Genomic DNA, 21,169 nt, shown 5'->3' on the forward strand with positions numbered 1-21,169 from the left:
CCCTGGACCCCCTTCTTTTTGCGGGTGGGTGGGGAACTGCGGGCCCGGTGGGGGCTTGTCGCGCAGTTCCCCGCGCCCCTGTCGGGGCGCGTCGCTGTCGGGTCGGTGACCTCCGTCGGCGGCTGCCGGAGTGCCGACGCCACGTCGGCAAGTGCGCTCAGGTGACGGGCGTAGCGTAGGCGGCATGACGAAGTACGGCTCCTTTCCCGGTACGCGGCCGCGTCGGCTGCGGACCACCCCCGTCATGCGGCGCATGGTCGCCGAGACCCGGCTGCATCCCGCGGACTTCATCCTCCCGGCGTTCGTGCGCGAGGGCGTCGCCGAACCGGTGCCGATCGCCGCGATGCCCGGCGTCGTGCAGCACACCCGGGACACCCTGAAGAAGGCGGCCCTGGAGGCCGTCGAGGCGGGGATCTCCGGGATCATGCTGTTCGGGGTGCCGGAGGAGGACAAGAAGGACGCCCTCGGGACGCCCGGCACCGACCCGGACGGGATTCTCCAGGTCGCCCTGCGGGACGTGCGGGCCGAGGTCGGCGACGAGCTGCTCGTGATGTCCGACCTCTGTCTCGACGAGACCACCGACCACGGGCACTGCGGGGTGCTGGACGCCGAGGGGCGCGTCGACAACGACGCCACCCTGGAGCGGTACGCCGAGATGGCCCAGGTGCAGGCCGACGCGGGCGCCCATGTCGTCGGGCCCAGCGGGATGATGGACGGGCAGATCGGCGTCGTCCGTGACGCCCTCGACCAGATCGGGCGGGAGGACGTCGCCGTCCTCGCCTACACCGCCAAGTACGCCTCCGCCTTCTACGGGCCCTTCCGGGAGGCCGTCGGGTCCTCGCTGAAGGGGGACCGGAAGACCTACCAGCAGGACCCGGCCAACGCGCGGGAGTCCATGCGGGAGCTGGCCCTGGACCTGGAGGAGGGGGCCGACATGGTGATGGTCAAGCCGGCCGGGCCCTACCTGGACATCCTCGCCCGGGTCGCCGACGCCGTGGACGTACCGGTCGCCGCCTACCAGATCTCCGGCGAGTACTCGATGATCGAGGCCGCCGCCGAGAAGGGCTGGATCGACCGCGACCGGGCCATCCTGGAGACCCTGACCGGCATCAAGCGGGCCGGCGCACAGAACATCCTCACCTACTGGGCGGTCGAGGCCGCCCGGATGCTCGACTGAGCCCGACGGGCAGGGGGGCAAGGGCGATGCCCGCTGTGAGATCTCACAGCGGGCACTTTCATGAGACGACTTGGGCCACCGGCTCACCAGTTGAGGGCGTCGTCCCGGTCCTGCTGCCAGTACGTGACCCGCAGCGAGCTGTCGTAGTACATGCCCTTCGCCGGCAGCGACGGTGTCGCCGAGGCGCCGCCGCTGCTGTTCGGGGACATGCCCTGGAAGGCGACGACCAGCTTGCGGCCGGTCGTACCGCCGTCGCCGCTGCCGTCGGCCGCGGACAGCAGCACGCCCGCGTACCCGGACTCGCCCGGGGCGAGGGTGGTGACCGCCTGCGGGTGGGTCTCCTCGGCGGGCTGCGGCACCCACTGCATCTCGTCGAAGCGGAGCACGGGGTAGTAGGTCAGGTAGCAGGTCCTGCTGCCGGTGTTCTTCACCGTGATCAGCATGTGGTTCAGCGGGCGGGCGAGCGGCTGGACGGTGACGGTGCTGTTGGAGCCGTTGCAGAGGACGGTGGCGGACTTGCCGCCGCCCTCGCCCCCGCCCCCGCCGCTCGGCGCCTTCGTGGCCGTGTCGCTCACGGGCGCGGACGTCGACTTGCCGGTGCCGGTGCCGGTGCCGGTGCCGGTGCTGGAGCCGGTGCCCGTGCCGCCGTCGGCGGTTTCCGAGGGCTTCGGCGTCGCTGCCGTCGGCGTGGACGCGGTCGTCGTCGACCGGGACCCTCCCTCGTCTCGTGTGCCCGTTCCGTTCTCGCAAGCCGTGAGGGCGAGGGCGGCGACGGCGGCGCCGGTGGCGGCGAGCAGGCGGACACGGCGGGCGGTGCGCATGGCGAATCCTCTTTCGAGTGACGGCGTGCTTGGATGGCCACAGCCTGTGGGCCACTCCGTCCCGTCCGCCACAGTTGCCGGACGATCAGGGACGCTGGAACGGCCACACCGGCTTTGACCTGGGAGAACATCCCTTCCCTGGAACGCGGGAACGGGATGTGGGGGGACGGAGGAACCGTGTCGGACGGCGCTGCGGGAAGCGGCTTCGCGGAGTTGCTGCGGGAGCTGAAGGACCGCTCGGGACTGAGTTACGGCACGCTCGCCAAGCGGCTGCACATGAGCACCTCGACCCTGCACCGCTACTGCAACGGGGACGCCGTACCGGCGGACTACGCCCCCGTGGAACGCCTCGCCCGGCTCTGCAAGGCCGGCCCCGAGGAACTCGTCGAGCTGCATCGGCAGTGGGTGCTGGCGGATGCGGTGCGGGGGCGGAAGCCGGACGCGCCGGAGAAGCCGGAGAAGCCGGAGAAGCCGGCCGAGGCAGTCGTAACAGCGGAGCCGGAGCCGGAGCCGGAGCGGGTGCCGGAGTCGGAGTCGGATCCGATGCCGGTGCCGGAGGTGGTGGTCGGGCCGGGTGCCGCTGTGCGTGGCCGCCGGGTTCCGCGGCCCGCGCTCCTCGCGGGGATCGCGGTCGTCGCCCTGTTCGGCGCTGTTCTGGCCGCCGTACAGCTGCCCTCCGGCGGGACGGACGACAAGAGCGCGGGGCCCGCGGGCGCCACCGCCGCGGCCGGCGCCACTCCGCACCGCACGCACCGCTCCCCGACGGCGCCGACGGCCGGTTCGTCCGCCGCCTCGAAGACCCCCTCCGCGTCGTCCTCGGCGCCGGCCGCGGGTCCGGCCGAGGACACCGCCACGGCCGGCTCCTCGCCCACCGCGGACGACAGCACGGCCGCGCCCCCGCTCACCGTCAACACCCAGCCCTACAGCTGGGAAAGCCCCTGCTCCCAGCGCTACCTGATCGAGCGGGCCCCGGACGACGTGGCGCCGCCGCCGCTGGAGTCCGACGCGACCGCGTGGGTGACCGCGCACCAGGCGGTCTCCTCGGGGGAGCAGTACGTCACGCTGACCGTGCAGGGCAGCGGCACCGGGTCCGTGGTGCTGGAGGGGCTCACGGTCCGTACGGCGGAGCGGAGTTCGCCGCTCGCCTGGAACGACTACGCGATGGGATATCCGGGCGTCGGCTGCGGCGGGAACGTGCCCACCCGCTCCTTCACCGTCGCCCTGGACGCGATGCGGCCGGCGGTGGTGCCGGAGGCGGGGCACCGGGACTTCCCGTTCAAGGTGAGCGAGTCGGACCCCGAGGTGTTCTACATCAGGGCCGACGCCTCGGCGTACTACGTGGGCTGGTACCTGGAGCTGTCCTGGTCCAGCGGGTCGCGGCACGGGACGCTGCGGATCGACGACAAGGGGCGGCCGTTCCGCACCAGCGGGAACAACGGGCGGCCCGCCTACGAGTTCCCGCTGGGCGGCGAGGCCTGGCGGACCGCGTCGTCGGCGGGGTGAGACAGGGACGCGGCGGAGGGGCCCTCGTCGCGTACGCCCTCGCCGTCCCGGCAGCCGCCGAGGGCGGTCGCGGCGACCAGCGCCAGGGCGGCCGCCGCCAGGAGACGGCGGCGGCCGGCGGCCGGGGTGGGGCGCGTGGCGGACATGCGGGGGCTCCCTTGACGTCGGCGGCGTGCTCGGCGGTGCTCGGCATGGTCGGCGATCTCGGTGTGCCCTCAGCCTGTGGGGTGGCGGGCCCGGACCGCCAGACCTCACCGGTGATTCGGGACGGGTGAACCCGGTCCACGCCTCCGACCTGCACGGATCCCACTCCCTGGGACGGCGGGACGGGACGCCCGCGCACCCGGATCCGGTGCCCGGCGCCGTTCGTCCATATCGCGGAATTACGGGTGTAGACGGCATCCACCTCTCTAGGCTCCCGCCAAGACGAGGATCAGCCCGAGGAGCCGTCCATGACCGTCACCAGTGCCCCAGCCGCCCTGCCGCCGCTCGCGGCCCGGGCCCGTACCGTCGGCGGTTCGCCGGTGCGGGAGATCCTCGCGGTGACCGCACGCCCCGAGGTGATCAACTTCGCGGGCGGGCTGCCGGCCCCCGAACTCTTCGACCGGGAAGGCATCTCGGCCGCCTTCCGGACGGTGCTGGAGGAGTCGCCGGAACGGGCGTTGCAGTACTCGACGACGGAGGGCGAGCCGGCCCTGAGATCCGGGCTGGCGGCACGCGTCACCGCACAGGGCCTGCCCACCGACCCCGACGACCTGCTCGTCACCACCGGCTCCCAGCAGGCCCTCTCCCTCCTGGCGAGCGCACTGATAGACCCCGGCGACACGGTCCTTGTCGAAAGCCCCTGCTATCTGGCGGCACTTCAGGTCTTCGGGCTGGCCGGCGCCCGGATCCTGCCCGTCCCGGGCGACGCGGACGGCGTCGACCCGGCCGCCCTGGAGGAACTGATCCGCGCCGAGCGGCCCAAACTCCTCTACCTCGTCCCGACCTTCCAGAACCCCACCGGCCGCACCATGCCCGCCGCCCGCCGCGCCGCCCTCGCCACGACCGCCGCCCGGCACGGCCTGTGGATCGTCGAGGACGACCCCTACGGCGAACTCCGCTACGACGGCGACCGCGTCCCCTGGATCGCGTCCTTCCCCGGCGCCGCGGACCGGGTGGTCCTGCTCGGCTCCTTCTCCAAGGTGATGGCCCCCGGCCTGCGCCTCGGCTGGCTCCGCGCCCCCGGCGCACTGCGCCGCGCCTGCGCGGTGGCCAAGCAGGCGGCGGACCTGCACACCCCGACCCTCAACCAGCTCGCGGCCGCCCGGTACCTGGACGTCCTGGACGGCCATGTCGCCACCGTGCGTGCCGTGTACGGCGCACGCCGGGACGCCATGCTGGCCGGCCTCGCCGACGCCCTGCCGGCCGGCTCCACCTGGAACCGGCCCGAGGGCGGCATGTTCCTCTGGGCCCGGCTCCCGGAGCCGTACGACACCACCGCCCTGCTCCGCCGGGTGGTGGAGCACGACGTGGCCTACGTCCCCGGTGAGCCCTTCTACGCCGCCGACCCCGACCGCTCCACCCTGCGGCTGTGCTTCGTGACCCAGACGCCGGAGGAGATCGGGGAGGGGCTGCGCAGGCTGGCCGCCGGGCTCAACGGCTGAGGCGGGTCAGTCCCACCGGGCAGTCCCACCGGATCAGTCCCTCCCGGTCAGTCCCACCAGAAGTGCCACAGCCGCTCGCCGACCAGCTGCTCGGCGTACGACGACAGGGTGTCATCGGCGCCGGGCAGCACGCTGTACGGGCAGAACGCGAAGTGCTCGGCGGCCACCGCCTCCGCCTCGTCGAGGTCGGCGGGCGGGGCGGCCACGGAGACGGCGAGATGGTCCAGGCCGAGGGCCACCACCCGGATCCCGAAGCGGTCCTCCCAGGAGCGCAGCACCGCGCACAGCCGGGCCACGTCCTCCTCGTAGTGCACCGGCCCGCTCCAGCCGATGGCCGCCGGTATGTCCGCGCTGCGCCGGGCCGACACCAGCGCCAGGTGCGGCTCCTTCAGCCAGGGCCGTCCCTGGCTCAGCGCGTCGGCGACATCGGCGGCCCGTGCGTCCGGGTCGGCGACCAGCGTCGGGGCGAGGGCGAGCCCCGGCCACTCCTCGCCGTCCGGCGGGTCCTCCTCCCAGTAGTCCTCCAGCACCTCGTCGGCGTCGTGGTCCCCGGGGTACGACGTCTCCTCGGGCGCGAAGTCCCAGTCGTCGACCTCGGACACGTCGATGAGCACCGGCAGCAGCCCCGCGCGGCCGGCCGGGGCGCCCAGCGCCGTCCAGGTGCCGGGACCGGCGGGCTGTCCCGCGTACCACAGCAACGGCTGGTGCCACGGGCCGTCGAGGGTCTCGTCCAGCAGCGTGCCGGGCGGGAGTTGGAGCCCCAGGGAACGACCGCTCGGGTCGGTCGCCAGCTTGGGCAGCGGGTTGGGAAGAGTCGCCATGCCACAGACTGTAAGGGCGGCCACTGACAACGACGTTGGCGCCCACATGAAGTGTTCCGGTCAACCTTCGCCCGGTGGACGTCGCCGGACCCGCGACCAGGGCCGCGTTCCGGGGCTTCGACAACACCGGCTGCCGATCCCGCGCACGCGAACGGGCCGCCCCCTCGGGAGGGGACGGCCCGTCCGTCGTCGTCGGATCAGAGCCGCTCGGGCGTCCGGATGCCCAGCAGGGCCATGCCCTGGTGGAGGGTGCGGGCCGTCAGGTCGCACAGGAGGAGACGGTTCTCCACCTGGGCCGGGGTGTCGGCCTTCAGCACCGGGCACTTGTCGTAGAACGACGTGTACAGCGACGCCAGTTGGTACAGGTAAGCGGCCAGCTTGTGCGGGGCGTACTCGGCCGCGGCCTCGAAGACCGTGTCGCCGAACGCGTCCAGGTGCAGGCCCAGCGCCCGCTCCGCCGCGTGCAGTTCCAGCTCCGGGTGCGCGGCGGGCCGGACGTCCCCCGCCTTGCGGAGGATCGACTGGATACGGGCGTACGCGTACTGGAGGTAGACGGACGTGTCGCCGTTCAGCGAGACCATCTGGTCCAGGTCGAACTTGTAGTCCCGGCTGGGCGACGTCGACAGGTCCGCGTACTTCACGGCACCGATGCCGACCTGCTGGGCCCGCTCCTGGATCTCCGCCTCGGTGAGGTCCTGCGCCTTCTCCCGGACGACCCCGGCGGCCCGCTGCACCGCCTCGTCCAGCAGGTCCTCCAGCCGTACGGTCTCGCCCTCACGCGTCTTGAACGGCTTGCCGTCCGCGCCCAGCACCGTGCCGTAGCCCATGTTGTGCGCGGTGACGTCGTCGGTGAGCCAGCCGGCCCGCCGTGCCGCCTCGAAGACCATCTTGAAGTGCAGCGACTGACGCACGTCCACGACGTAGAGCAGCGAGGTGGCGTGCAGGCCGGTGACCCGGTTGCGGATCGCCGTCAGGTCCGAGGCCGCGTAGCCGAAGCCGCCGTCCGCCTTCTGCACGATCAGCGGGACCGGCTGGTCGTCCTTGCCCCGGATGTCGTCGAAGAAGACCACGAGCGCGCCCTCGGAGCGGACCGCGACCCCCATCTCCTCCAGGAGGCGGGCGGTCTCGGGCATGCCGTCGTTGTACGCCGACTCGCCGACGATCTCGTCGTCGCGGATCTCCATGTCGAGCTTCTCGAAGACCGAGTAGAAGTAGACCTTCGACTCGTCCACGAACCGCTGCCACAGGTCGAGGGTCTCCTTGTCGCCGGACTGGAGGGCGACCACCCGCTTCCGGGCCCGCTCCTTGAAGTTCTCGTCCGCGTCGAAGACCGCCCGGGACGCCTTGTAGACCCGGTTCAGGTTCGACATGGCCTCCTCGCCGTCCGTGTCGGTCTCCGGGGACAGCTCGTCCGGGTTCTCGATCAGGTACTGGATGAGCATGCCGAACTGGGTGCCCCAGTCGCCGATGTGGTGCCGGCCGATCGTCCGCTCGCCGGTGAAGTCGAGCATGCCGCGCAGGGCGTCGCCGATCACCGCGGACCGCAGGTGGCCGACGTGCATCTCCTTGGCGACGTTCGGCTGGGCGTAGTCGATGACCGTGAGGCCCGGGTGCGCCTTGGGGGGTACGCCGAGCCGGTCGCCGTCCGCGTACCGCGCGGTCAGGTTCTCGGTGATCGCCCTGTCGGAGAGGGTGATGTTGAGGAAGCCGGGGCCGGAGACCTCGACGTCCTGGATCAGGTCCGCGCCGGTGACGATGTGGGAGACGGCCTGCGTCGCCAGCTCCCGGGGGTTGGCCTTGGCCTTCTTGGCGGCGGCGAGGATGCCGTTCGCCTGGAAGTCGGCCCGGTCGCTGCGTCGCAGCAGCGGGTCGACGGGGGCCTCCGGCAGGGTTGCCGAGAGGGCGTCCGCGAGACGCTGATTGACGAGATCGGTGAGCGACGTGACCGAGGCCATGGGGTGGGAGCCGTTCTCCTCGTGGGTGCGGGTGGACGGGACCAGTATTTCACGGGGGGTAAAGGGGTTTTTGCGGCTAGGAGCTCGGGGGGTGCGTGGCGGGTGGCCGGGTGCGGCGCGGTGGGGGCTGGTCGCGCCCGCGCGGCGGAGCCGCATATCGATACAGCCCCGCGCCCCCAAGAGGCGGCTGCGCCGCCAGAAGGTGGTTGCGCCGCCTGCTGGTCGCGCTCGCGCGGCGGAGCCGCAGATCGGTACAGCCCCGCGCCCCCAAAAGGCGGCTGCGCCGCCAGACGGCGGTTGCGCCGCCTGTGGGGCGCGCTTGTGTAAAGGCGTTTTCGTGGATGCCGTAGGGCCTGGGACAATGGAGCGGTCAGCCGTGCGACCGTACCGGCTGTCCCATGTCAGAAAGAAGGACGTGCCGATCGTGGCTCAGAGCACCGAGACCACCGACTGGGTCTCCCGTTTCGCGGATGAGGTCATCGAGGAGTCGGAGCGTCGGGCCCCGGGCAAACCGGTCGTCGTCGCGTCCGGGCTCTCCCCGTCCGGCCCCATCCACCTGGGGAACCTGCGGGAGGTCATGACCCCGCACCTGGTCGCGGACGAGGTCCGGCGGCGCGGGCACCAGGTCCGGCACCTGATCTCCTGGGACGACTACGACCGCTACCGCAAGGTGCCGGCCGGTGTCGCCGGGGTCGACGAGTCCTGGGCGGAGCACATCGGCAAGCCGCTCACCTCCGTCCCCGCCCCGAAGGGCTCCGCGTACCCGAACTGGGCCGAGCACTTCAAGGCCGCGATGACCGAGTCGCTGGCCGAGCTGGGCGTGGAGTTCGACGGGATCAGCCAGACCGCCCAGTACACCTCCGGGGTGTACCGGGAGCAGATCCTGCACGCCATGAAGCACCGCGGGGACATCGACGCGATCCTCGACCAGTACCGGACCAAGAAGGCCCCTGCGAAGAAGCAGCAGCAGAAGGCCGTCGACGAGGCCGAGCTGGAGGCGGAGGAGGGCTCGGGCGCGGCGAGCGAGGACGACGGTTCCGCGGGCTCCGCCGGATACTTCCCCTACAAGCCGTACTGCGGCGACTGCGGGAAGGACCTGACCACCGTCACGTCCTACGACGACGACACCACCGAGCTGACCTACGTCTGCACCGCGTGCGCCTTCACCGAGACCGTCCGGCTGAGCGAGTTCAACCGGGGCAAGCTGGTCTGGAAGGTCGACTGGCCGATGCGCTGGGCGTACGAGGGCGTCGTCTTCGAGCCGAGCGGTGTCGACCACTCGTCGCCGGGGTCGAGTTTCCAGGTGGGCGGGCAGATCGTCGGGATCTTCGGCGGGCAGCGGCCCATCGGGCCCATGTACGCGTTCGTCGGCATCAGCGGGATGGCGAAGATGTCGTCCTCGCGCGGCGGCGTGCCCACGCCCGCCGACGCGCTGAAGATCATGGAGCCGCAGCTCCTGCGCTGGCTCTACGCCCGCCGCCGGCCCAACCAGTCCTTCAAGATCGCCTTCGACCAGGAGATCCAGCGGCTCTACGACGAGTGGGACAAGCTGGACGCGAAGGTGAGCGAGGGCGCCGCGCTGCCCGCCGACGTCGCCGCGCACGCGCGTGCGGTGGGCACGGCCGCCGGTGAGCTGCCGCGGACCCCGCGGCCGCTGCCGTACCGGACCCTGGCGTCGGTCGCCGACATCACCGCCGGGCACGAGGACCAGGCATTGCGGATCCTCAGCGAGCTGGACCCGGCCAACCCGCTGGGATCGGTGGACGAGGTGCGGCCGCGGTACGACAAGGCCGAGGCATGGATCAACACCCAGGTACCGGCCGACCAGCGCACCATCGTGCGGGCCGAGCCGGACGCCGAGCTGCTGAAGTCCCTCGACGAGGCGTCCCAGCAGTCGGTACGGCTGCTGCTCGACGGGCTCGCCGAGCACTGGTCCCTGGACGGGCTGACGCACCTCGTGTACGGCGTGCCCAAGGTGCAGGCCGGGTTCTCCGCCGACGCGACGCCCAAGGAGCTGCCGGCCGAGATCAAGACGGCCCAGCGGACGTTCTTCGCGCTGCTCTACCACCTGCTGGTGGGGCGCGACACCGGGCCCCGGCTGCCCACGCTGCTGCTCGCCGTGGGGCAGGAGCGGGTGCGGGTCCTGCTTGGGGAGTAAGCCGGCATCGGCATGAGCACGAAGAAGGGGCCCTCTTCGGCGGAGGGCCCCTTCTTCATGCTCATGCCGTGCGCGTCCTACGCGATGTGGTCCTCCTGCAGTTCCGCCGTGTGACGGTTCGTGAAGCGGTTGACCATGCGCTCCGCCTCGCGCTGCGGGAGGGTCGTGCCGTACGTCGCCTCCACGTCGCCCCTGAACTGGCTCGAACTGGGGTAGCCCCCGTCTATCGACTTCTTGAAGACCAGGTAGAAGTCTTCCTCGGTCGGCTCCGGGGGGCCACCGCCCTCGCCGAGTTCACGGGTGCGGCCGGGGCCGGAGGGGATCGGAAAGCTGCCGGTCGTCTCCGACGCGGACTCCTCGGGGAGCGGCTGCTGCTCCGGCGGGAACTGCTCCTCCGCGAACTGGGCGGGCGGGAACTGCTGCTGCTGCCGGACCAGCTGCTGCTGGTACTGCTCCCGCTGGTACTGCTCCTGCTCGTACTGCTGCTGCGCCTGCCAGGCCGCGTACTGCTCCTCGGTGTACTGGGGCTCGAACGTCGGGTCGTAGTCGCCGTGGTACTCGATCTGCTGAGGGTCCCTCGCGTGCAGCCAGGGGTTCAGCTGCGGGTCGGGTTCCGGCGCGGACTCCGGCGCGTATGCGCGCTGCCCGGCGTCGGGGCCGGGGACCAGCTCGGGGCGCTGCTCGCCGGCAGGCGCCGCCTGCTGCGGGACGGCAGCGGGAGCGGGCGCGGCGGCGGCGACCGGAGCGGGTGCGGGGGCCGGCAGGAGCGCCGGCAGGTCTATGCCCGCCGCCGCCAGGCCCTCCGGGGCCGTCTGGGCCAGGGGGACGCCGTAGCGGGCCAGCCGCAGGGGCATCAGGGACTCCACCGGGGCCTTGCGGCGCCAGGCCCGGCCGAAGCGGGAGCGCAGTCTCGCCTGGTAGACGAGACGTTCCTGCTCCAGCTTGATGACCTGGTCGTAGGAGCGCAGCTCCCACAGCTTCATCCGGCGCCAGAGCAGGAACGTGGGCACCGGGGAGAGCAGCCAGCGGGTGAGGCGGACCCCCTCCATGTGCTTGTCCGCCGTGATGTCCGCGATCCGGCCGATCGCGTGGCGGGCGGCCTCGACCGAGACCACGAACAGGATCGGGATCACCGCGTGCATGCCCACGCCCAGCGGGTCCGGCCAGGCCGCCGCGCCGTTGAAGGCGATCGTCGCGACGGTCAGCAGCCAGGCCGTCTGCCGCAGCAGCGGGAAGGGGATGCGGATCCAGGTCAGCAGCAGGTCCAGGGCGAGCAGGACGCAGATGCCCGCGTCGATGCCGATCGGGAAGACATAGGCGAAGTTCCCGAAGCCCTTCTTGATGGCCAGCTCACGGACGGCCGCGTACGAACCGGCGAAGCCGATGCCGGCGATGATCATCGCGCCGGCCACGACCACACCTATGAGAATGCGGTGCATCCGAGTCAGCTGTATTGGCGCGGCCACCCGTACTCCCCTCCCCTTGCATGTTGTTGCGCGCAACAGGGTGGCACATCAGTGCGGCGCGCGTGTTGCCGGTCAGCCCTTCTTGGTTGACGACTTGGAGGGCGACGCACTCGCGGAGGGCGACTTGGAGGGCTCCTTCGAGGCCGGCTTCGAGGTCGTCGCCGCAGGTGAACTCGGAGTCGCGGCAGAGCCGTTGGCCGTCGCGACCGAGGCCACCGCCTCCTTGGCGGCCTTCTGGGCGGACTTCGAAAGAGTGCCCGCGTCCGGGGTCTTCTCGCCGGCCAGACCCGCGCCGTTGTAGTCGACGGTGACGACCACGTTCGCGACCCGGGCCACGACCGTCTGCTGCCGGAAGGAGCCTTCCTTCTTCTTCAGGTCGTAGTGCACGACGGTCGCCTGGTCACCGGTCCCGGTCACCGGCTCCGACTTGGTGTTCTTGGCGCCGGTCACGGACTGCGCCTCCTGCCACTGGCTCGCGTAGTACGCCTTGGCCTGCTTCTCGCCGGAGCCGCGGTTGGCGTCCGACTCGAAGCGGAGGAAGGAGACGTTGAGCCAGCGGAACTGCGAGCCCTTGACGCCGTTGTTGTCCAGGCTGCTCCAGGAGCAACTGCCCCGCGTGGCCACATCGTCCGAAGCGCCCTCCTTGCCCGACTTCGCACCCTTCGGTACGAGTGCGGTGAGCGTCTTCTTCGACAGCACCGCGCACGGCTTCGGCAGCTTCTGGTACTTGGCCGCCTGGACGGTCGGCGAAGCGGCGGTGCCGGCATCGGAGCCGGAGCCGGCGGGGGCGGTGGCCGGGTTGGAACCGCCGCCCGTCTCCTTCGCGGCGTCGTCGGAGTCTGAGGAGCAGGCCGCCGCGAACAGCGCCACGGCGGGGACGGCGACCGCACAGACGAGGCCGCGGCGCAGGCGCCCTGCCCGTCGCTGTGCGTTCCGCTCGTTCCGGTCGCGCCGGCCGTCTTGCTGGACTGCTACTCGCTGCATGGTTCCTTCACTCATACGTTCGGGGTTCCTGCGGTCGGATCGGGTCCGAGGGGCCACGGTACGCGGTGAGGAAGCTGTGCGGTTTCGGTTCGCGGGCTTTGCGGGCGGGGTGTGCACGGCGTGCCCGGGCGCTCAGCTGTTGAGGTCCTCGGCCAGCTGGGCGGCCAGATTCTGGGCCCTGTCCTGCAGTTCCTTGCTGTCCGGGACGGTCCCGGTGGCCATCGGCTGCTCCTCGTACTCGATGGTCACCACGACGTTGGACGTGCGGAACACCACAGTCACCGTGCGCTGTTCGGCCGTCGAGCCGGAACCGCTGAGCTGGTCGTCGAGATACGCCTCGTCGCCGAGGTCGGCGAGGGTGCGGGGCTGGAGGTCGACCGGGGTGGTCGAGGCGGAGGCCGAGGTGGACGCCGTGGCGGACGTCGAGGCGGAGGTGCCGGCGGATCCCGAGGGGGACGTGGACGTGGGCGCGGAGGAGGACGGGGACGGGGTCGGCGTCCCGGACGCCGTTCCGGACGCCGGCCCGGAGGGCGACTCCGACTCGGTGGCGCTCGGGGGCGCGGACTCGGGGATGCCGGCCGCCGACTCCCGCTGCGTGTAGATCGTCTGCGCCTCGTTGTCGTCGCTGACCGCGTTGTCGTAGGACACCACGCGCTCGAAGTCGACGGACAGCCGGTCCGTGGCGTCGGCGGACTCGACCTTCCAGCGGCAGCCGACCTTGCGGTCCGTGTCGTAGGTGAGCGTGGCCGTGCCCGCGTACGCCTTGTCGCGCTGCTCCTCGTCGGCGATCTGGGCGATGCCCGGGAGCAGCGAGTCGAGGGTGTCCTGGCCGACCGCGCCGCAGGGCTCCGGGAGGGTGCGGTACTTGCCGGGCTGGGCGGCGGCGGTGGAGGTGCCGGTGTCCGCGTTCTTGTCGCTGATGTCGTCGCCACCGCTGGAACCGCTCGTGCAGCCGGCCAGCAGGGCCGCGAGGAGGGCGGCGGTGCCGGTTACGTACGCCTTCCGCTGCACGGTCAGGCTCCTTTCCGTTCACTGGGTCGCTCGGTCCTGCTCCAGTGTCCCCGCTGGTTAATCGCTTGCCGCAGCGGGGCGTCCCCTGGAGACAATGTGTATCGCACGCACTGCCGTGAACGCCGGTCCCAAGTCTGATTTAGGTGGCCTTGGCGACGCATTTGCGTTATGCATTCATTAAGTCTTTTGTCCTTTTTGTTTGATTGTCCGCGGGGGAATGAGGAAGCCATGTCGTACGTGGAGATGCCGGGCGCGAAGGTGCCGATCCGGATGTGGACCGATCCGGCCGCCGTCGAGGAGGTGGCGCTCCAGCAGCTGCGCAATGTCGCGACCCTGCCGTGGATCAAGGGCCTGGCGGTCATGCCGGACGTCCACTACGGGAAGGGCGCCACGGTCGGCTCGGTCATCGCCATGCAGGGGGCCGTGTGCCCGGCGGCGGTCGGCGTCGACATCGGCTGCGGCATGTCGGCGGTGAAGACGTCACTGACCGCCAACGACCTGCCGGGGGATCTGTCGCGACTGCGGTCGAAGATCGAGCAGGCGATTCCGGTGGGGCGGGGGATGCATGACGATCCGGTCGAGCCGGGGGACTTCCACGGGCTGGCGACGGCCGGGTGGGGGGAGTTCTGGGGGCGGTTCGACGGGGTCGCGGATGCGGTCAAGTTCCGTGAGGGGCGAGCGCATCAGCAGATGGGAACGCTCGGCTCGGGGAATCACTATATCGAACTATTGTTCGATTTTGAGGGATGTGTCTGGCTCACTCTGCACTCGGGTTCCCGGAACATCGGCAAGGAACTCGCCGAGCATCACATCGGCGTGGCCCAGAAGCTTCCGCACAACCAGGGCCTGGTCGACCGTGACCTCGCCGTCTTCGTCGCGGACACCCCGCAGATGGTGGCGTACCGCAACGACCTGTTCTGGGCGCAGGAGTACGCGAAGTACAACCGTACGCTGATGATGGCGCTCCTGAAGGACGTGATCCGCAAGGAGTTCAAGAAGGCGAAGCCGGCCTTCGAACCGGAGATCTCCTGCCATCACAACTATGTGGCGGAGGAGCGGTACGAGGGCAGGGACCTGCTGGTGACCCGTAAGGGCGCGATCCGCGCCGGCTCTGGTGAGTTCGGGATCATCCCGGGTTCGATGGGCACCAGTTCGTACATTGTGAAGGGGCTTGGAAACGAGAAGGCATTCAACTCCGCCTCGCACGGCGCTGGTCGGCGGATGAGTCGGAACGCCGCCAAGCGGCACTTCACGGTACGGGACCTGGAGGAGCAGACAAGGGGAGTGGAGTGCCGTAAGGACTCTGGCGTACTGGACGAGATTCCGGGTGCCTATAAGAACATCGACCAAGTGATGGAGCAGCAGCACGATCTCGTTCAGGTCGTTGCGAAGCTGAAGCAGTTCCTGTGTGTGAAGGGCTGACATGGCTGTGGGACCCAGACGTTGCGGTCGGGTCCCACGGCCGATCGTCAGTGGTCACTCGGTGTGAGCAGGTGACCCTTCCGGAGCCGCCAGAGGCGCATCCGGCAACTCCTCTCCGTGCGGCCCAGTTTGTCGGCTACGGCGACGACGTCGTGGGACTGAAGCAGTACCAAGTCCTCCTGTGCCGTCCAAGGGCGTGAGTGCGCGACTCGCATGTCGAGCGGACGCCGCCAAGAGGCGAGTGCGTCTGCCTTGACCTGCTTGCGGCCGAGGGACAGGCAGCCTGGGTAGTACAGGTCTGTCACCAGGGCTTGAGCAGCCTCCTTTTCGTAGGAGATGTTGTAGACCCCGTCACGTGCGTTGCGCTTGATCAGGCGCTCGACTCCCGTGATGCTCTGCGCATAGGAGCACAGAAATGTGCTGATGGCGGTGCTTGAGGTGGTCAGAGCGACGAAGGGGAGCCCCGGACCGGTGTAGCCCACCGACCCGTCGGCGTCGATGAGCCCCCGAAGGTAGTCCCGCTGAGAGAAGGCGACGCTCGGTGGGCTGATTTGCTGCGACTTGCGCCCGTAAGGCAGCCCAAGTTGATTGAGTTTTGTCCTGGCCTCGAGGGAGCACAGTGTCCACGTTGCAGAGTGATGGTTCTCCGCGAAGTTCGTCGACCGAGTGCGTTCGGTGACGCTGCTGTAGTACGGCGTCAGACTTTTGAACCGGTAGAGCAGGTCGACGTCCCTGATGCTTAGTTCGACGGTCAGGCGCCCTTTCTGGCCGACGCCCTGGTGCAGGTGTCCATCCGCCTGCAAGAACCCGAACATGTACGCGTACTCAGGCGCCGCGAGGTCCATGAACCGGTGCGCGTTAGGCTCGCATTCAGCCACGGGAAGCCTCCACTTCCATGCTGGCGAGGCCCTCGGCCGGGAGTGCCATCCCTGCCGAGGGCCGTCGAATGATCGTGTGGCGCGAGCCTAGGGTGGATGTTCGTGCGGCGATCGGGTGATCGATGAGGTTCGCCCGTGTGGGTTATCCGGCGCTCACTTCGCGTGATGGACCGCGTAGATCATCACGAAGGCGAGGAAGTGGATGCCGAAGAGGAAGTAGGCCAGGAAGTACCAGACCTGGCGTTCGTTTCTGGTCTCCTGTGCCAGGCGGCGCTTGTCCAGGTCGCTTTCCAGGGCGGCCGCGGGGTCGTTCTCCGGGGGGTCCTGCATCACAGGTCCCGGTGGACCTTGGAGTTGGAGGCCTGGGCGCGGGGGCGGACCACCAGGAGGTCGATGTTGACGTGGCTGGGGCGGGTCACCGTCCAGGTGATCGTGTCCGCCACGTCCTCGGCCGTCAGGGGCTCGGCGACGCCCTGGTAGACCTTCGCCGCCTTCTCCTCGTCGCCGCCGAAGCGGGTCAGCGCGAACTCGTCCGTCTTGACCATGCCGGGGGCGATCTCGATGACCCGGACCGGCTTGCCGACGATCTCCAGGCGGAGTGTCTCGGCGAGGACGTGGGCGCCGTGCTTGGCGGCGACATAGCCGGCGCCGCCCTCGTAGGTGCCGTGGCCGGCGGTGGAGGAGACGACGACCACCGTGCCGTCGCCGCTCGCCTCCAGCCTGGGCAGCAGGGCCTGGGTGAGGTTGAGGGTGCCGATGACGTTCGTCTCGTACATCGTGCGCCAGTCGGCCGGGTCGCCGGTGGCCACCGGGTCGGCGCCGAGGGCTCCGCCGGCGTTGTTCACGAGGACGGCGATCGTCTTGAAGGCGGTCGCGAACTCGTCCACGGCCGCGCGGTCCGTCACGTCCAGCGGGTAGGCGGTCGCCTCGTGCCCGGACTCGTTGATCTCCTTGGCCAGCGCCTCGATACGGTCCTCGCGGCGGGCGGTGAGGACCACGCGGTAACCGGCGGCGGCGAGCTGTCGGGCGGTCGCGGCGCCGATTCCGCTGCTCGCACCGGTGACGACGGCGATGCGGGAGGCGGCGGACGGTGCGGTGGCCATACGGTGCTCCTGATGCTCGGCGGGCGGTCGGCTCCTTCCAGCCTAGGCGAGGCTCAGCCGCCGTTCCTCGGCGCCCACATGATCACTGCCATGCCCGCCAGGCAGACCGCCGCGCCGGTGAGGTCCCAGCGGTCCGGGCGGTAGCCGTCGGCGACGACGCCCCACAGGATCGAGCCCGCGACGAAGATTCCGCCGTACGCCGCCAGGATGCGGCCGAAGTGGGCGTCCGGCTGGAACGTGGCGACGAAGCCGTAGGCGCCGAGGGAGAGGATCCCGCCGGCGATCCAGAGCCAGCCCCGGTGCTCCCGTACGCCCTGCCAGACCAGCCACGCGCCGCCGATCTCGAAGAAGGCGGCGACGACGAACAGCGCGGCGGAGCGGAGGATCAGCATGCTCGCAGCCTGCCATGCCGTCCGGCTGTCACCTGTTGGAGGGCGCCTGCGACGGGGTAGGGGTGGCATACATCCGTATGAACGCCGGAGACGGACGGGATGGACGGATGGACGGGACGGGTGACATGGCGATGCGTCGTTGCGGGCTTGCGGTGGTCGGGGCGGTGGCGGTGGGCGCGCTGGTGGTCGGGGCGGGTGGTACCGCCTGGGCAGGGGACGCCGATCTCGAGGTGCACGGGTCGGTCGTGATGAGCGGGGACCTGGTGGAGGTCCGGGTGACTCCGCGCAACCTCGGGCCGGACACCGTGTCCGACGCCACCGTGCGGCTGAGCTGGTCGGCGGCGCTGGCGGACACGCAGCAGCTGCCGGCCGCCTGTGCCCGCTCCGGCGACCGGGAGGTGGTGTGCGGCACCGGGCCGCTCGCCGTCGACCTGCCCGGCGAGCAGCTGGTGGTTCCGGTACGGCTGCAGGCGCGGCCGTCGGAGGTGACGCTGGAGGTCGACGTGGCGTGGGGCGGGGGAGCGGTGGACCACGACCGTACGAACGACAGGCAGCGGGTGCTGGTGCTGGCGACCGGGGACCCGTACGCCTTCTGACCGGAATTCTGACCGGAATTCTGACCGGAACGCTAGGTCGTGCCGAAGGTCACCCGGTAGTAGCAGGCGCCCTTGCAGGGCATGGTCGCCGCGTCGTCGAAGGCGTAGGAGTAGGCGTACGGCGCGGCCCGTTTGAAGACCTGGGTGTAGTCGACGGGCCATTTGGCGGGGACGCAGTTGTCGCGGCCCGCCCAGGCGCCGCGGCAGCAGTACGTGTCGCCGCCGAACGCCGCGCACGGCGGCTTGCAGCCGATCTCCTGGCCGCCGGAGAGGGCCTGCATCGCCTTGGGGCAGTCGATCTCCGTGGTGCAGGTGCCGTGGTAGCAGCCTGTGGAGCTGACCGGGTCGGTGGTCGTGGTGTGGGAGATGTTGATGTACATGGGCAGGTTGGCGCCGTCGACCATGCTGACGTCGTAGAAGTCCATGCCCGCGTACGCGTCGAAGGTGAATTCGCCGAGGGTGGTGGGCGGGTTGGGGCCGGTGCAGACGCTGGTGCAGTCGCCGGAGGCGCAGGGGCCCGCGGCGGTGCCGGTGCATCCGGTACGGCCCCAGATGCGGCCGCCCCAGTTGTTGGCCACGGTCAGCGAGAGGCTCTGGCCGGGGGCCAGCCTGCGGCCCGCGGGGTAGACGGCGGTGTTGGTGACGATCGCCCAGACCGGCTGCGCGGTCCGGTTGACGACCGTGATCAGACGCCGGCCGGCCGGGGCCGACGCCGGGGCCTGCTGTTCCGGCGTGGCGGCCGGTTTCCGGGCGGTCGTGGCCGACGGCTTGGCCGAGCGGGACGGGGATGCCGAGGGGGACGTGGAGGGGGAGGGCGACGTGCTGTGGCCGGCGGAAGGCGCGGGCGAGGTGGCCGGCGGTGCGGAGGGGGCTGCGGCCGTCCGGCGGTCCGGTGTGCTCGCGGTGTCGGTTCCGGGTGACGGTGTCCACGCGCCGTAGGTGATCAGTACGGTGGCCGCCGTCGCGAGGGCCGCGGCCACCGCCGAGGCGTACCACCAGCGGCGTCGCGGTGGTCTCGCGCCGTGTCTTCTGCGTCCTCGTGCCATCCTCGGGCCTTCCTCGGGCGGTGCCGGATGTGTGCCTGCCTCTCGGGGACCTCGTGCGCGGCGGCCGTACAACATAAATTGCGGACTCGAACAGGTTTCGACGTCGGCCCGCCGGTTTTCTGTTGTCCCCGTGTGCCTCGGAGGGTCTCCACATCACAAGCCGGTCCGACAGCCGGTACCGAGGCCGGTCCAAGAGCCGGATCCCTGCGCGGAGGAACAGACCCACATGATCGAGAACCACCGGAGGGGGCCCGATCCCGGCCTGGTGACGGCCGCTCGCGCGGGTGACGGGCGGGCCCTGGAGCAGCTGGTGTCCGACTGCCTGCCGCTGGTCTACAACATCGTCGGCCGGGCCCTGAACGGTCATGCCGATGTCGACGACGTCGTACAGGAGACGCTGTTGCGCATGGTGCGCGGGCTGCCGAAGCTGCGGGATCCGTCGGCGTTCCGGTCCTGGCTGGTCGCGATCACGATCAGGCAGGTGCGCAACCGGGAGAGCCTGCGGGCCACCGACCGCGACCGCAGGGCGCGGCTGGAGGACGCGGAGGTGCTGGCCGACCCCGACCTGGACTTCGCCGGGCTGACCATCCTGCGGCTGGGCCTGACCGAGCAGCGCCGGGAGATCGCCGAGGCGACGCGATGGCTCGATCCGGACGATCAGGAGCTGCTGTCCCTGTGGTGGCTGGAGGAGACCGGTGAGCTGGAGCGCGCCGACCTCGCCGGTGCGCTGGGGCTGTCCGACCGGCATGCCGCCGTGCGGGTGCAGCGGATGAAGAAGCAGATGGAGGTCGCGCGGTGTGTGGTGCGCGGGCTGGGCGCCGAGCCGCGCTGTGCCCGGCTGGACGAGATCGCCGCGCCGTGGGACGGCACGCCGGGTTCCCTGTGGCGCAAGCGGTTCGCCCGTCACATACGTGACTGCGGGGAGTGCGCGGGCCTGGAGCGGGGGCTGTTGCCGATGGACCGGCTGTTGGGCGGTCTGCCGCTGGTGGCCGTGCCGGCCGGTCTCGATCCGGCACGGGTGCTCGCCCACATCACAGCGACTTCCGGTACCCCCGCTACTCCCAGTACATCCGGTACGTCCGGTGCTGCTCGCGGGCGGCACGGGCATGCGGGCCGGCGCGCCCGGCGGGCCCGGCGGGCGGTGAGCAAGCAGGTCGTGGTCGGTGGCTCGGCGGCGGTCGCGGTCGTCGCGGTGGCCGCGCTGGTCGCGGCCCGGCTGACGGCGGGCCCTTCGGCCCCGGTGGCCCAGGCGGCTCCGCGTCCGTCGGTGCCGGTGGCGGTCACCTCCCCGAGCCCCACGCACTCGCCGTCCCCGTCGCCTTCCCGGTCCGCCAAGCCGAGTGCGTCCCCGAGCCAGTCCGTGAAGCCCACTCCGTCCCCGCGCACGGTGGCCCCCGTGCAGGTCGCCTCCAGCGCCCGCAAGGGTGTCGGTGTGTGGTCGTTCAACGGGGTGAGCCAGGCGCTGGCCGCGAGCGGGGCGAGCTGGTACTACACCTGGAACACCCAGCACCAGGGCGTGACGACCCCGGGCTCGGCCTCCTTCGTGCCCATGGCCTGGGGCGCCGCCTCCGTCACCGACGCGTCGCTCGCGCAGGCCCGAGCGCAGGGGCCGTACCTGCTGGGGTTCAACGAGCCCGACATGGCGCAGCAGTCGAACATGACGGTCGAGCAGGCGCTGGAGCTGTGGCCCAGGCTGATGGGGGCCGGCAAGGTGCTGGGCAGCCCGGCGGTGGCGTACGGCGCGGACACGTCCGGTGGCTGGCTGGACCGGTTCATGTCCGGGGCGAAGGCGAAGGGGTACCGGGTCGACTTCATCACGTTGCACTGGTACGGCGGCGACTTCCGCACCCCGCAGGCCGTGCAGCAGCTGACCTCGTATCTGGCCTCGGTGTACGAGCGGTACCACAAGCCGATCTGGCTCACCGAGTACGCGCTGATCGACTTCTCGCAGGGGACGCGTTTCCCGTCCGCGCAGCAGCAGGCGGACTTCGTCACCGCGTCCGCGAAGGCGCTGGACGCGCTGCCGTACCTGCAGCGTTACGCGTGGTTCGGGCTCGGCGCCGACCCGTCGAAGCCGAGCAGCGGGCTGTTCACGAACGGTACGGCGGCCACGGCGGCGGGCCGGGCCTTCCAGGCGGCGCGCTGAGCGGAGGGGGCCGGTGCGACCGCCGTGCGGCGGTGGGCGCCGGC

At 71.0% G+C, this 21,169-nt stretch carries 19 protein-coding genes; 7 read left to right on the plus strand and 12 right to left on the minus strand.

Features of this window, described 5'->3' with window-relative positions:
* The first annotated feature begins 184 nt into the window (after positions 1-184).
* Positions 185-1,177, plus strand: coding sequence for a porphobilinogen synthase (hemB, locus tag ACFWXC_RS41730; protein WP_384487479.1), 993 nt, complete (start codon positions 185-187; stop codon positions 1,175-1,177).
* 83 nt (positions 1,178-1,260) lie between these two features.
* Here the strand turns inward: hemB and ACFWXC_RS41735 are convergent, their stop codons facing one another.
* Positions 1,261-1,998, minus strand: coding sequence for a DUF4232 domain-containing protein (locus ACFWXC_RS41735; protein WP_384487481.1), 738 nt, complete (start codon positions 1,996-1,998; stop codon positions 1,261-1,263).
* A gap of 177 nt (positions 1,999-2,175) precedes the next feature.
* Between ACFWXC_RS41735 and ACFWXC_RS41740 the strand changes: the two genes are divergently transcribed.
* Positions 2,176-3,501, plus strand: coding sequence for a helix-turn-helix domain-containing protein (locus tag ACFWXC_RS41740; RefSeq protein ID WP_384487483.1), 1,326 nt, complete (start codon positions 2,176-2,178; stop codon positions 3,499-3,501).
* Here ACFWXC_RS41740 and ACFWXC_RS41745 read toward each other — a convergent pair.
* On the minus strand, positions 3,447-3,647 hold the full coding sequence (locus ACFWXC_RS41745) for a hypothetical protein (protein ID WP_362564220.1): 201 nt from the start codon (positions 3,645-3,647) through the stop codon (positions 3,447-3,449). The two genes, ACFWXC_RS41740 and ACFWXC_RS41745, sit on opposite strands and share 55 nt — an antisense overlap.
* Before the next feature lie 306 nt (positions 3,648-3,953).
* Between ACFWXC_RS41745 and ACFWXC_RS41750 the strand changes: the two genes are divergently transcribed.
* The gene (locus tag ACFWXC_RS41750; protein ID WP_384487485.1) at positions 3,954-5,147 is read left to right on the plus strand and encodes a PLP-dependent aminotransferase family protein; all 1,194 of its coding nucleotides are present in this window, start codon (positions 3,954-3,956) and stop codon (positions 5,145-5,147) included.
* A 47-nt stretch (positions 5,148-5,194) separates the two neighbouring features.
* Here the strand turns inward: ACFWXC_RS41750 and ACFWXC_RS41755 are convergent, their stop codons facing one another.
* Positions 5,195-5,968: a DUF4253 domain-containing protein gene (locus ACFWXC_RS41755; protein WP_384487487.1), complete on the minus strand. Its 774-nt coding sequence runs from the start codon at positions 5,966-5,968 to the stop codon at positions 5,195-5,197.
* A gap of 197 nt (positions 5,969-6,165) precedes the next feature.
* The gene (gene argS, locus ACFWXC_RS41760) at positions 6,166-7,923 is read right to left on the minus strand and encodes an arginine--tRNA ligase (RefSeq protein WP_384487489.1); all 1,758 of its coding nucleotides are present in this window, start codon (positions 7,921-7,923) and stop codon (positions 6,166-6,168) included.
* A 415-nt stretch (positions 7,924-8,338) separates the two neighbouring features.
* On the opposite strand from argS, the gene lysS reads away from it, so the two are divergent.
* Positions 8,339-10,081 (plus strand): lysine--tRNA ligase, encoded by a 1,743-nt coding sequence (gene lysS / locus ACFWXC_RS41765; RefSeq protein WP_384487491.1) that lies wholly within the window; start codon positions 8,339-8,341, stop codon positions 10,079-10,081.
* 77 nt (positions 10,082-10,158) lie between these two features.
* Here the strand turns inward: lysS and ACFWXC_RS41770 are convergent, their stop codons facing one another.
* From ACFWXC_RS41770 to ACFWXC_RS41780, 3 genes are all read right to left on the minus strand, one after another.
* Positions 10,159-11,520, minus strand: a complete 1,362-nt coding sequence (locus ACFWXC_RS41770; protein WP_384487493.1) for a DUF2637 domain-containing protein — start codon at positions 11,518-11,520, stop codon at positions 10,159-10,161.
* 99 nt (positions 11,521-11,619) lie between these two features.
* Complete coding sequence (locus ACFWXC_RS41775) at positions 11,620-12,531, minus strand: DUF3558 domain-containing protein (protein WP_384487495.1); 912 nt, start codon at positions 12,529-12,531, stop codon at positions 11,620-11,622.
* A gap of 132 nt (positions 12,532-12,663) precedes the next feature.
* Positions 12,664-13,542, minus strand: a complete 879-nt coding sequence (locus tag ACFWXC_RS41780; RefSeq protein WP_384487497.1) for a DUF3558 domain-containing protein — start codon at positions 13,540-13,542, stop codon at positions 12,664-12,666.
* Positions 13,543-13,770: 228 nt separating this feature from the next.
* Between ACFWXC_RS41780 and ACFWXC_RS41785 the strand changes: the two genes are divergently transcribed.
* Complete coding sequence (locus ACFWXC_RS41785; RefSeq protein ID WP_384487559.1) at positions 13,771-14,964, plus strand: RtcB family protein; 1,194 nt, start codon at positions 13,771-13,773, stop codon at positions 14,962-14,964.
* Positions 14,965-15,011: 47 nt separating this feature from the next.
* Here ACFWXC_RS41785 and ACFWXC_RS41790 read toward each other — a convergent pair whose 3' ends face one another.
* The 4 genes from ACFWXC_RS41790 to ACFWXC_RS41805 form a co-directional block, all read right to left on the minus strand.
* Positions 15,012-15,842 carry a hypothetical protein gene (locus ACFWXC_RS41790; RefSeq protein WP_384487499.1) on the minus strand — a complete coding sequence of 277 codons (831 nt, stop codon included), beginning with the start codon at positions 15,840-15,842 and terminating at the stop codon, positions 15,012-15,014.
* A 153-nt stretch (positions 15,843-15,995) separates the two neighbouring features.
* A complete protein-coding gene (locus ACFWXC_RS41795) occupies positions 15,996-16,172 on the minus strand; it encodes a hypothetical protein (RefSeq protein ID WP_384487501.1) in 177 nt (58 codons plus the stop codon).
* On the minus strand, positions 16,172-16,945 hold the full coding sequence (locus ACFWXC_RS41800) for an SDR family NAD(P)-dependent oxidoreductase (RefSeq protein ID WP_384487503.1): 774 nt from the start codon (positions 16,943-16,945) through the stop codon (positions 16,172-16,174). Before ACFWXC_RS41800 ends, ACFWXC_RS41795 begins: the two co-directional genes overlap by 1 nt.
* Before the next feature lie 53 nt (positions 16,946-16,998).
* Positions 16,999-17,337: a YnfA family protein gene (locus ACFWXC_RS41805; RefSeq protein ID WP_360489005.1), complete on the minus strand. Its 339-nt coding sequence runs from the start codon at positions 17,335-17,337 to the stop codon at positions 16,999-17,001.
* A gap of 125 nt (positions 17,338-17,462) precedes the next feature.
* On the opposite strand from ACFWXC_RS41805, the gene ACFWXC_RS41810 reads away from it, so the two are divergent.
* The gene (locus tag ACFWXC_RS41810) at positions 17,463-17,933 is read left to right on the plus strand and encodes a hypothetical protein (RefSeq protein WP_384487505.1); all 471 of its coding nucleotides are present in this window, start codon (positions 17,463-17,465) and stop codon (positions 17,931-17,933) included.
* A gap of 32 nt (positions 17,934-17,965) precedes the next feature.
* Here the strand turns inward: ACFWXC_RS41810 and ACFWXC_RS41815 are convergent, their stop codons facing one another.
* Positions 17,966-18,979, minus strand: coding sequence for a thaumatin family protein (locus tag ACFWXC_RS41815; RefSeq protein WP_384487507.1), 1,014 nt, complete (start codon positions 18,977-18,979; stop codon positions 17,966-17,968).
* A 226-nt stretch (positions 18,980-19,205) separates the two neighbouring features.
* On the opposite strand from ACFWXC_RS41815, the gene ACFWXC_RS41820 reads away from it, so the two are divergent.
* Positions 19,206-21,125, plus strand: a complete 1,920-nt coding sequence (locus ACFWXC_RS41820; protein WP_384487509.1) for a sigma-70 family RNA polymerase sigma factor — start codon at positions 19,206-19,208, stop codon at positions 21,123-21,125.
* The last annotated feature ends 44 nt before the right edge of the window (positions 21,126-21,169 follow it).

It is taken from the genome of Streptomyces sp. NPDC058683 (assembly GCF_042716195.1).
GTDB lineage: Bacteria > Actinomycetota > Actinomycetes > Streptomycetales > Streptomycetaceae > Streptomyces.